We start from the raw sequence: 11,883 nt of genomic DNA, 5'->3' as shown, positions 1-11,883 counted from the left end.
GAAGAGTTGTGGATATCTTGTTTCGCCCGGAGCGCAGTGGAAAATTTGTCCGATAGCTGCGCCTTGTTATGCATCCTCAAGACTCACACCGAACTTCTTGACTCGTCTTTTGTTAATTTCGCTCTCGCCTGCAATTCTTCTTAACGCTTCTGTAGCCCTATTCGCAATTTCCTTTTGTTGATCACTAGCACTTCCAAACTGACCAAATTTCAAACAGGTTGTGACGAAGGATGACAGGTGGCGACCACTTTCAGTTTTGAATAGTTTGTAATAATCATCAACCGATGTGCTCGCTAACACCACCTCGTCACTTGGGTTCCAGCTATTTCTACCAGCTATACGATCTAACACTTGTTTCGCTGTCTCAGTAGTAACTGACCGATTATATGTATCATTGAATTTATCTATAACCTCCTGATCTCTAGTATCACCAAAGAAATTATTCTTCTTTATGTTAAAAAGTTCAGTTTCTTCCTTTCTATTTTTTATGTAGAAATCAATGATTTCAGAAGCCTTTTCTTCCTCACCCAATTCTCTAAATAGCGAGACAGTTCCATTGAGATTTGTAGGCGTTATATATTTACAGTTTTCCTTAAAACTCTCATATAAGCCATTTATTACTTCGTCGCCGTTATCATTAAATGTATCATGGTAGAGACGCCAGGCATTTGTGAATGATCCCTCAGATTTGGATGCTATAATCTGTTGGTTTTTATCAGCAGCTTTTGGTTTGAACTCATCTACAACGAAATAGCCGGTTTTTACCGCTTCAGATAACAACAGGTCTAATTCGTCAGTTAGCAGATAGTTATATGCTTGTAGAGTAGTTTGCCATTTTTTCTGCTGTTCGCTGACTTTCTCGTCCCCAATACCTAACAAGGTATAACCTTTTTTAGTAATAAATTCTAAAGGAGGTATTTCCTCATTAGAGTTTGAGCAAAAATAACTCCACGCAAACAGCACTAGTGAATGTAAAACTTGATCTAATATTTCTGGCTCGTACTCTTCAACCAGTGGGAGTGCTAGAGTTGTTAGCCTCTCAATTTTTTTAAGAATACGGATATTTCGAATTCCGAGACTTGTAGTTAGCTCCCTCAGCCTTAAATAATTAGGTGTTTGTTCAGAATAGGCTATTTCCGCACATTCTCGAGGATCGGGGGCAAATGCAAGCTCAGTATCAATCACTTTTTCACGATACTTTTCATAGTCGCCCAAACCTTCCTCACCATCGTTAAGAAGCAATACTACCTTGCACTCCTTTTGCTCCTTTAGCAGCGAGACCAGCCCCAAAACATCTTTTACATCAAGACCTTTTCCTTTCCTTTCTAAATCATCAATGCATATAAGCGTCTTATTTAATGACAAAAATGAAATTGTTTCTATAGCAGGGCTAAACGACTTAATTAATGGTGCACCTTTAAAGAGGTTAAATGATTGCCTTCCAAATGACTCGATTAGACATGTAGTGTTGTTCCTGAATGTTTCGAGACTAGCCTCAGTGCCGACAATCTCTTTATTTATTACATTTTCAAAAATTGTGTATTTAAAGGCTTCCAATGAGTTAATGCCGAAAAGAGAAACGTAAGAGTAGCGTTTGAGGTTTAACTTATTTTCATCACAAGCCTCTTTAAGAAACTTCTTCCAGCTATAGGTTTTTCCGACACCCCATTCACCTTTGATCGCCATAACTTCTGGCTGATCTGAGGATAAAAACTGAAAAATTTGATCTTTGATTACCTCGACGGACATCGTTGTTCCTTCAAAAATGCATAACTTCTTAGTATTTATGCGCTGCGCTGTTTGCGAGGCATAAATCGCTTGTTGGACTTGGTCGCTGCCACATCCATGTCAATTGGTATAAATGATGCTATAGGAATCTGCTATTTTGCGGTAGCGGTTTTTTATACGGTTCGGTGGGTAATCACTTGATATTGTTTTAGCTTTATCATTCTTTTCTGGCTGGCAAAGATACGCAAAGGTTAATAGGATTAAGCGCTGTCATGGAAGTGACCGTCCGTGACATGGTCGCTCTTTCACATCCATGTGATCGCGACATTCGTAAATCCTTTTACATCAGATGCCGTCGTCGAGCCCTCAGGGATGAGTTAATGGCGTGTCACTGGAATGACAGTGCTTAAGAATGGACTGTGCCATACCGATCATCTTATGGCTATTGTCTCGTACCTCTTGGCTTATGCCTCTTGTCTTGTGGATCAGGCGCGCAGGTGGGATTTCTTCTGTTATAATGCCTCCTCGATTTTTTGGAGGCGAGAATGGACGTATCTTCTTTACTAGACGGCCTGAATGATAAGCAGCGCGAGGCTGTCGCGGCACCGCAATCTAGCATGTTAGTGCTTGCGGGGGCGGGCAGTGGTAAAACGCGGGTGTTAACCCACCGTATCGCGTGGTTAATGCAGGTTGAACAGCAGAGTCCTTACTCGATTTTAGCCGTGACGTTTACCAATAAAGCTGCGGCCGAGATGCGCGAGCGGGTTGAAAAAGTCGCTGGCACCAATATGGGGCGGATGTGGATTGGCACCTTCCACGGGCTGGCGCATCGTTTATTACGCACTCACTTCCAAGATGCGGGATTACCGCAAAGCTTCCAAATTCTTGATTCGGACGATCAGCTGCGCTTGCTGAAACGCATCCTGAAAAGTTTGAATCTGGATGAAAAACAATATCCTCCCCGTCAGGCACAGGCCTATATCAATGGCAAGAAAGACCAAGGTCTTCGTCCTAAGCATATCGATGCGGGTGGTTTTCCGATTGAGCAGAATCTTTTAAAAATTTATCAGGTCTATCAAGAATCCTGCGATCGCGCAGGTCTTGTCGACTTTGCCGAAATCCTGCTGCGTGCCCACGAGCTTTGGCTCAATAAGCCGCATTTGCTGGCACATTATCAAGAACGTTTTAAGCATATTCTGGTGGACGAGTTCCAAGATACCAACGCCATTCAATATGCTTGGATCCGCGTGCTGGCAGGCCAAACCGCTAACGTGATGATAGTGGGTGACGACGACCAATCTATTTACGGTTGGCGCGGCGCTCAGGTTGAAAACCTGCACCGCTTCCTGAAGGATTTCCCGACGGCGACTACGATTCGCCTCGAGCAAAATTATCGCTCCAAGGGCAATATTTTGAAGGCATCAAACGCCCTTATCGCCAATAACCCCGAGCGTTTAGGTAAAGAGTTGTGGACCGACGAAGCCGATGGTGAGCCGATTTCCCTCTACTGCGCCTTTAACGAAATGGACGAGGCGCGCTTTATTGTCGGCCGTATCAATGATTGGTACGAAAAAGGCGGCAATTTAAGTGACTGCGCGATTTTATATCGCTCAAACGCTCAGTCGCGCGTGCTCGAAGAAGCCTTATTGCACAAAGGTTTAGCTTATCGTATTTACGGTGGCCTACGCTTCTTCGAACGCCAAGAGATTAAAGACGCTATGGGTTATATGCGGCTAATCAGCAATAAAAATGACGATGCCGCCTTCGAGCGCGTGGTTAATACGCCGCCCCGTGGGATTGGCGATCGCACCTTAGATATTCTGCGTTCGACCGCGCGTCAGCAGGAACTCACCCTGTGGCAGGCTTGTTTACGGCTGCTGGATGAAAAAGTGCTGGCTGGCCGCGCCGCCTCTGCGGTACGTGGTTTTATGGATCTTATCGTCACCCTGCAGGAAGAAACTCAGGATATGGCGCTGTACCGGATGACGGACACAGTGATCCAAGCCTCTGGGCTTAAGGCCATGTACGAGGCGGAAAAAGGCGAAAAGGCCCACGCCCGTATCGAAAACTTAGAGGAACTCGTTACCGCGGCGCGCACCTTCGAAATGCCAGAAGAGCTTGAGGATATGGGCGAGCTTAACGCCTTCTTATCCCACGCTGCCTTAGAGGCGGGCGAAGGTCAGGCCGATGCCTTTACCGATGCCGTACAGTTGATGACACTGCACTCGGCCAAGGGGCTTGAGTTTACCATGGTGTTTATGGCGGGCGTCGAGGAGGGGATTTTCCCGAGTAAGATGGCGCTCGAAGAGGGCGACAGACTCGATGAGGAACGCCGCCTCTGTTACGTGGGCATGACCCGCGCGATGGAAAAACTCTATATCACCTATGCCGAATCCCGCCGTATTTATGGCCGCGAAGATTATGCCCGTCCATCGCGCTTTATTAAGGAAATTCCGCCGCAATATGTGGACGAAATTCGCTTAAAGGCGCAGGTGTCAACGCCGATGGCGAATAATCGCTTCAGTGCGCAAAAGTCGGCGGTCGCCAACGATACTGGCTTTAGCGTTGGCCAAAGGGTACATCATCCAAAATTTGGTGACGGCAAAGTGACTAACTTTGAGGGTAGTGGCGCACAGGCGCGGGTGCAGGTGAATTTTAGTGATTTTGGCAGTAAGTGGCTGGTGGTCGCCTACGCGCGTTTAGAGGCGCGTTGATTGGCATGAATGTCATGATTTTGTGACAGTTTAAGCCTGCGCAAATTCGCTTAAAAGGGGGCTAGGGTATATGATGCTTACCCTAGCAACCGAGATAAAAAATTAGGTTAGGGAGTAGCTAGTTAATGAATCTAAAGCAGAAGTGGGACGTGTATTCCCGCCTGACTCGACTCGACCGTCCTATCGGCACCTTGTTATTGCTCTGGCCCTGTTTAATGGCGCTGGTACTCGCAGCGGGTGGAATGCCTGATATTAAAGTGTTGATTATCTTTATTATCGGTGTAGTGATCATGCGCGCCTGTGGCTGCATTATTAACGACTATGCCGACCGCGACCTCGACTCCCATGTTGAACGCACTAAATCCCGTCCCCTCGCCAGTGGCGAAATCAGCACCAAAGAAGCGTTATTACTGTTTGTGATCTTAGGTTTAGCCGCTTTTGGTTTAGTCTTACTGCTCAATGGCTTAGTGGTTAAATTATCCGTTGTAGGCATTATCCTCACCATTATTTACCCCTTTACTAAGCGGGTAACAAACATGCCGCAGATGTTTTTGGGTGTGGTATGGAGCTGGTCTATCCCCATGGCCTATGCGGCGCAAACCGGTGAAGTGCCCATCGAAGCTTGGTGGTTATTTGCGGCGAATTGGTTTTGGACCGTGGCCTACGACACTATGTATGCCATGGTCGATAGGGATGATGATTTAAAAGTCGGTATCAAATCGACCGCCATTCTTTTTGGCAAATACGACCGTCAAATCATTGGATTATTTCAACTGGCTGCACTGCTGTGTTTTATTGCAGCCGGTTGGAGTGCCGACCGTGGCCTGCTCTATGGTCTAGGATTGCTGACCTTTATTGGTTTTAGCACTTACCAACAGATGTTGATTTTTGGCCGCGAGAGAGCCCCTTGTTTTAAAGCCTTTCTCAACAATAACTGGGCAGGGTTAGCCTTATTTATTGGTCTGGGAGCCGATTACCTGTTTTAAGTTTTCCTCTCCGTTGGTATGAGTGCTATCAGGCGTGTCGCCTGATAGCCGTTCAAAACTTAGTTCAAGCCGCGACTCACTGACTCGAAGTGGTATCCTGCGTCGCATCAATCTGCGGATACTGACTGGCTGAACTTTGGATGTCAGAGCATTGGTAAGCATTTCCCATCATAGTCACAGAGCCTAAAAACTTAAGCGGTTGATAGAGATAAACAGTATCGGCGCCGAGCGCATGGCTTTTGATGCGCATCTCGTTGAGTGTACCCCACACCATATCCCTATCACTGTGCAGCCAATAATCATAGAAATGCCCCTGCGAACCAATCACTGTGCCTTTATAAGTACAGTTTTCAATAGCTGCGGAGTTTTCCCATAATATTTTGACATGTGCCGATTCCTCAGTAGGAAAGGTAACACACGCTGTTACATTAAGGCCGAGTAATAACATTAATATTGTGCGAAAATTCATTTATTTATGACTCATATTCAGACTATTAATAGAAATCGGCTAGCTGAAAGAATATTATTAGCTGATTAATACTTATTGTTGATGACTTAAGTTATTTACGTCCTAATACTTTTATCCCAGCTTTACTACGATCTGAGTTTCCATATACTTCAATTTTTTTAACACAGCGGCGGGCGCCTAATGATTTCCATTCCGAGTGTTCATCTTTGTCGATATCGGTATCAAATTTGATGGTGCGGGTTTTATCATCCCCATAGGTGACGACAACGCGATCGATACTCACATCTCTTTCTGCTTTGATTTTGATATATTTTGCCTGTCGGCAAATGATCAAAGGTATGGTGGCTGGATGATCGCCAATGCCGAGTAATATGGTGCGGCCAAGGGTGATTTCATCGTCATTATCATCTTTTTTTGCATAGGCAACGGATGTGGTAAACATCAAGAGTAAGCAGATAATTATTCGATTAATATTGAACGTCGAAAATAGACTAGATTTTATTAACATATGGCCTCCAAAAAATGGGGGCGAATCATAAAATATTTAATGTAACCTAAATAGTTTTTTTATCGCTTAGTGCGGCTGATATCACGGGTTTTATTTGAATAAGGTCAATAAGCGTTTTGCGTTATGATACAAATGTAATTTAAATTATGTCGATATTATTTTTACTTTTAATTAGACTTAAATATCCCTTAACGCATGACATTTTATGATCTAAGCCAATTTACCGATTTTTCAATATTTGGCAAATACTATAAGTTGCGTGCAGTTTTCTGGTAGATTGTGATAAATGCCACTCAGTTTGGTGGTAATCGTTGTTTAAGCTGGCGGTCTCGGAGTGAGTAACTGCTGCGGAGTGAGTGACAGCAGGATTAAGTTCAAAGGAGGTGAAGTATGCCGTGTCGACTTACACGATTATTTGGGATTGAATTTCCGATTATTCAAGCGCCTATGGCTGGAGTGCAAGGCAGTACGCTTGCTATCGCCGTGTCTGAGGCGGGTGGTTTAGGTTCATTACCTTGCGCCATGTTATCCCTCGAGGCGCTTGAAGCTGAGTTAACCGAAATCCGAGCCAACACGACTAAACCTATCAATGTGAACTTCTTTTGCCATAGCGAGCCTCTGCCACAGGCGGCCAAGCAAGCGACTTGGCTCGAACAGTTAGCCCCCTATTTTGCGGAATTTAATCTCGACTCAAGTGTGCAGCCTGCTGGCGCCCAGCGTACACCCTACAGCAAGTCACAGGCCGAGGTGTTAGCCAAATTTAAGCCTGAGGTGGTGAGTTTTCACTTTGGTTTGCCCGATGAAGAATTGCTGCTTGAAATCAAATCCTGGGGATCAAAAGTTATCTCTACGGCGACAACCGTCGAGGAAGCACTCTGGCTTGAGGCCCACGGCGCCGATGCGATTATTGCCCAAGGCCTTGAGGCGGGTGGGCACCGAGGGCACTTTTTATCCGAGGATTTAACCGAGCAGCTCGGCACTTTTAGTCTATTACCGCAGGTGATTGCGGCGGTGGATATTCCGGTGATTGCCGCAGGTGGCATTGTCGATGTAGCCACAGTGCGCGCTGCCATGACGATGGGCGCTTCGGCCGTGCAAGTGGGGACTGCTTATTTACTCTGCCCTGAGTGCAATACCAGTGCAATCCATCGTGAGGCGCTGCAAAGCGATGCCGCGCAACATACGGCGCTGACTAATTTATTTTCTGGTCGACCCGCTCGCGGCATAGTAAACCGTTTTATGGCTGAAATGGGGCCGATAAATGAGGCTGTACCGGATTTCCCCTTGGCATCCTCAGCGGTTGCAGGCTTAAGGACGGCGGCGGAGCGACAAGGATTTGGCGATTTTAGTCCGCTGTGGTGCGGGCAAAATGCCAGTGGTTGCCGAATGATTCCCGCAGCTGAACTGACACGGCAATTGGCTTTAGGCTTTGGGTTTAATATCCAATGAATAGTTACAGGTGCAAAGCCTACATCTACTGTTTACTTCCAAGGCTCAAGGCCGCGCCATAAGGATTTTCAGCCATTTGGCCTTCGAGACATTCGAATACCTTTGGGGATGCAAGCACCACTGATACACTACTCACGCTTTTGTTAAATGTCGTTGCCCATGGAAAGCACTGCGCAATAAACTGGCTAACAGAATGGGGAACACCCAAAGGCTGGTTGTTGCTTGGCACTCTGCCGAGTTTTCCACCTTGTTGTTGGATTCTATTGTGGGAGTATGTGGATGGCACAGATTATCAGTAATGCTGCGGTGGGTCGTACCCTATTGATTTTATTGCTGTGTGCTGGTGTTTTCTTTTTTATCGATTTTTTAGTTCCCGCCTTGGCCGCCCTGATCGTCTGCTTCTCCAGTTGGCCGCTGTATCAAAAATTATTGGTTAAATGCGGTGGTCGCTCGGCGCTGTCTGCCACTATCGCGTTAGTTTTGATTATTGTCGGGCTAATTACACCGCTGATATTTGTTTTTTCCTATGCTTTACAAGAGATTAGGATATGGGCTGAATGGTTGGTGTATGCTAACCAGCATGGCGCGCCCGTTCCCCTTTGGATTAAGGATTTACCTTGGGTTGGTGCGTGGTTTACCCAGCAATGGCAACAGTTTATCGGTGAACCCCATGAACTGGGCAAGATAGTCAGTGCAATTAGCGGCCAGAATTTGACAGGCATTTCCCGTTGGGTGCTGCAATTGGGCTGGAACACTTTAGGCTTGCTGCTGACCTTGTTGTTTATGCTGATCACCTTATTTTTCTTATATAAAGATGGCGCGTCGGTGGCGAAGCAGATTGATATTGTCGGTGAGCGTATTCTACCCGCCCGCTGGTATCGCTTTTCCCGCGTGGTGCCCGCGACGGTAAGTTCAACCGTTATCGGCATGACGCTTATCGCCATCGGTGAAGGCATAGTGCTGGGGATTGCCTACTGGATTGCTGGCGTGCCTTCGGCTGTGGCCTTTGGGGTGTTGACTGCTTTTATGGCCTTAGTGCCAGGCGGCGCGCCAACCATGTTTACCCTGATCTCACTGTATTTAGTCGGCACTGGCGATATGACTGCTGGGGTCGGCTTATTCCTCTGGGGCAGTATCGAGCTGTTTATCGTCGATAAAACCCTGCGCCCTAATCTGGTTGGTGGGCCTATTAAGCTGCCTTTCTTACCGACTTTTTTCGGCTTGATTGGTGGAGTGAAAACCATGGGCTTTGTGGGTCTGTTTGTCGGCCCCGTGTTGATGGCGCTGTTAGTCGCTATCTGGCGCGAATGGTTAAGGGATGACCCTGATAGTTCGGTTGTAACTGAATCCCTTGAATCACCGCAGGAACACGGTCATTCAAATTAAGGATGAGTGAGTGCTTGTTTGCGCTCCTCGGTATAAAACCACCAAGGTTGAGGATCGTCGCCCGCCATAAAGCGGGTAATCGAAATAAACACATCGAGCATACAGGGATCGTGGATTTGCCCCGTTTTATCACACAGGGTTTGATACATTTCATAGGGATTTCTCCCAAGCAATTGCGCCGGAGTCTCTATGCCAAGGAGGCGTAAATCTGCCGCGCTCGCTTTACCAATATTCGGTAAATCCGTTAATTGTTTTACTTGGGTTCTGACAACCTTTGCTGGATTCATTCTTTATCCCTAACGAACTGAAATATTCCATCTTTAAGTATAGATTGTTGCGGTTTTCTGCTCGTTATCCGGTATGATCTATCTTGAGAGCTGAAGGTGAGCTTATGTATAAAATCTAGGCTAGTTTGCCGCCTTTCTCTTCCTTGGTAAAGGCGGCAAAAGTTTAGAGCTTACTGATATCGACGTTCAAGCTGTCTAAGTGTTTTAGAATTTCAGGATTCACATTGGTGTCGACACGCCCACCTAAATGCTCAGCAAAAAACTGTTCGGTGGCGACAATCGAGGCTAGCTTGTTGGCACGTTTACTAAAGCCATGTCCTTCGTCTTTTGCCAGTACGTACTTAACGGGTAAAGACTTTTGATACATCTTTTTGGCGATATTATCCGACTCAATTTGCGTGACGCGTGGATCGTTCGCCCCCTGGATCAGCATCAATGGCGCCTTGATATTATCGACATAGTTAATTGGCGAGCGATTTTCCATATCTTGCTTCTGCTCGGCAATTTGCGGGTCGCCAACCGACTCAAACCATTGGCCTAAATAGGGACGCCAGTAGTCGGGGAAGGAATTCATCAGTGTCACTAGGCTCGATGGCCCTACATAGGCGATCACAGCATGGTACAAGTCAGGTGTAAAAGTCGCGCCAGACAGTGCCGCATAACCACCGTAGGAGGCGCCGAAGATCCCTAAACGCTGTTTATCGGCAATACCTTGTTCGACTAAGTAATTGGCACCATCGGTGAGATCGTGCTGCATGCTGCCAATCCCCCAGTTACGGTTGCCTAAGTTTAAGAACTTCTTACCGAAACCCGTCGAGGCACGGAAGTTAGGTTGTAATACGGCATAACCACGGTTGGCATAGAACTGGGCAATCGCGTGGAAGTAGCCCGAGTCGAGCGTCCAAAAATCCCGTGCCCAAGGGCCGCCATGGGGCAGGATAATGGTCGGTAGCTGAGTCTGTTTGCCTTTCGGTAGCGTTAAATAAGCTTGGATTTTCACGCCATCCCGCGCGGTATACACAATCGATTGGCGTGGCGAGAGTTGATCAGCTGGAATTCTGGCCGGAATATCCACTAACAGGTGGATATCCCCCGTGGTGGCATTGTATTGATAGTCAGCGCCTGCGGCTCGGTCGCTGGCGACATGAATTTGCCACAGATGGGTTTTCTCGTTCATCTCGCCAATCGTGATTTCAACATCTTGATTAAAATGACGATTAATCACATCCCAATGACGAGCAAACTCGGCATTTAAGGGATAAACCCGTAAGCGTCCACCATAGTAACCAACCGCTAAGGGCTCACCTGCGTCGCTAAACTGTACCCCAAAGACGTCGGCCTCGTTATCGGGATCCTTGTGAATGGTTTCATATTTACCCGTCATCAGATCGACTTTCAGCAATTCCTGCTTATCGCGATCGCCGATATTGGCGCTGATATAGGCGAGTTTTTTGGCATCATTCACTTTAAGAATATCGATGCTCTCACCCTTGGCACTTTGAATGATCTTGCGCCACTTACCGTCGATCAGCACATACAAGGCATTGGTGTTATCGAGATTACTGCTGCTGGCAATCACAGGTTGACCCTGCTTGTTAAACTTCACCTGAGTAAAGCTATGCTCGTTCTTCAGGATAGGGGTTAACTTGCCGTCGTTGATATTGAGCAGATAAATATCCATGCGGCTCGAATCGTCGTGGTTGGCTTGAACAACCAACAAATCTGGATTGTCTTTTACCTGCTCGAGCACGCTATATTGCACATCGTCCTTATGTGTTAAGCGCTGCTCTTTGGCGGTGATCTTGCCGGCTTTTTCCTCAAAACTCAGCTTATAAATTTGCGTATTTTCGTTACCGCCTTTGTCCTTCATAAAGAATAAGTCATTACCCTTGGCGGACCATTCGAAGGCGCGGATGGGTTCTACCGATTTGGTCAGTGGTGTGGCACTGGCAAGGTCGGCCTTATCGGCCATCAGGAAGATATTGCTGGCTCCTTGGTACTCCTTCACAAAGGCAAGCCACTTGCCATCGTCGGACATTTTTAGATGGCGAATGCTTTGCTCATTGAAGAAGTTTTCGATAGGAATGAGCGGCGCCTCGGTTTGCTGCGTCGCGGCAACTTGAGGTTGCTCGTTGCGAACATCCGCCGTAGTGCAACCCGTCAGCAGCAGTGCGGCGGCAATGGCAGCACTGCATAACTGACTCGTAAAAGGAAATTTTTGCATTGTCGTAACCTTAGTTTAGGAAAATTGACATTATGCTAATACGAAAATTAATTATCGTAAAACAATAAAATTATATTTCTTTGTAATATTTTTTGTCGAAGGATTATACTGGTGTTCGTTCGCTATGAACGG

9 protein-coding genes are annotated in these 11,883 nt (G+C 46.5%); 4 read left to right on the top strand and 5 right to left on the bottom strand.

The features are described 5' to 3' along the window. Window positions 1–66 precede the first annotated feature (66 nt). Window positions 67–1,749, bottom strand: coding sequence for a hypothetical protein (locus tag MMG82_RS05420; RefSeq protein WP_047536803.1), 1,683 nt, complete (start codon window positions 1,747–1,749; stop codon window positions 67–69). A gap of 524 nt (window positions 1,750–2,273) precedes the next feature. Here MMG82_RS05420 and uvrD point away from each other — a divergent pair. Together uvrD and ubiA are read left to right on the top strand one after the other, a co-directional pair. After that, entirely contained in the window at window positions 2,274–4,442 is a 2,169-nt protein-coding gene (uvrD, locus tag MMG82_RS05415) for a DNA helicase II (RefSeq protein ID WP_144345888.1), read from the top strand. Between the two features lie 125 nt (window positions 4,443–4,567). After that, on the top strand, window positions 4,568–5,428 hold the full coding sequence (gene ubiA / locus MMG82_RS05410) for a 4-hydroxybenzoate octaprenyltransferase (RefSeq protein WP_241406575.1): 861 nt from the start codon (window positions 4,568–4,570) through the stop codon (window positions 5,426–5,428). A gap of 76 nt (window positions 5,429–5,504) precedes the next feature. Here ubiA and MMG82_RS05405 read toward each other — a convergent pair whose 3' ends face one another. Next, a complete protein-coding gene (locus tag MMG82_RS05405) occupies window positions 5,505–5,897 on the bottom strand; it encodes a DUF4156 domain-containing protein (RefSeq protein ID WP_047536811.1) in 393 nt (130 codons plus the stop codon). A 91-nt stretch (window positions 5,898–5,988) separates the two neighbouring features. Beyond that, the gene (locus MMG82_RS05400) at window positions 5,989–6,405 is read right to left on the bottom strand and encodes a DUF2541 family protein (protein WP_047536814.1); all 417 of its coding nucleotides are present in this window, start codon (window positions 6,403–6,405) and stop codon (window positions 5,989–5,991) included. Between the two features lie 390 nt (window positions 6,406–6,795). Between MMG82_RS05400 and MMG82_RS05395 the strand changes: the two genes are divergently transcribed. Both MMG82_RS05395 and MMG82_RS05390 read left to right on the top strand, forming a co-directional pair. Further along, window positions 6,796–7,854, top strand: a complete 1,059-nt coding sequence (locus MMG82_RS05395) for a nitronate monooxygenase (RefSeq protein ID WP_069453721.1) — start codon at window positions 6,796–6,798, stop codon at window positions 7,852–7,854. A 279-nt stretch (window positions 7,855–8,133) separates the two neighbouring features. Then, window positions 8,134–9,240 (top strand): AI-2E family transporter, encoded by a 1,107-nt coding sequence (locus tag MMG82_RS05390; protein WP_055648687.1) that lies wholly within the window; start codon window positions 8,134–8,136, stop codon window positions 9,238–9,240. Here the strand turns inward: MMG82_RS05390 and MMG82_RS05385 are convergent. Together MMG82_RS05385 and MMG82_RS05380 are read right to left on the bottom strand one after the other, a co-directional pair. After that, a complete protein-coding gene (locus MMG82_RS05385; protein WP_241406574.1) occupies window positions 9,237–9,527 on the bottom strand; it encodes a helix-hairpin-helix domain-containing protein in 291 nt (96 codons plus the stop codon). The genes MMG82_RS05390 and MMG82_RS05385 overlap by 4 nt on opposite strands. A gap of 163 nt (window positions 9,528–9,690) precedes the next feature. After that, entirely contained in the window at window positions 9,691–11,751 is a 2,061-nt protein-coding gene (locus MMG82_RS05380) for a prolyl oligopeptidase family serine peptidase (RefSeq protein ID WP_241406573.1), read from the bottom strand. Window positions 11,752–11,883 lie beyond the last annotated feature (132 nt).

Source organism: Shewanella sp. MM_2022_3 (assembly GCF_022557375.1).
Taxonomy (GTDB): Bacteria; Pseudomonadota; Gammaproteobacteria; order Enterobacterales; family Shewanellaceae; genus Shewanella; species Shewanella xiamenensis.
Note: the sequence above shows the minus strand (reverse complement) of the source record. Positions and strands in the feature narration are given on the sequence as shown.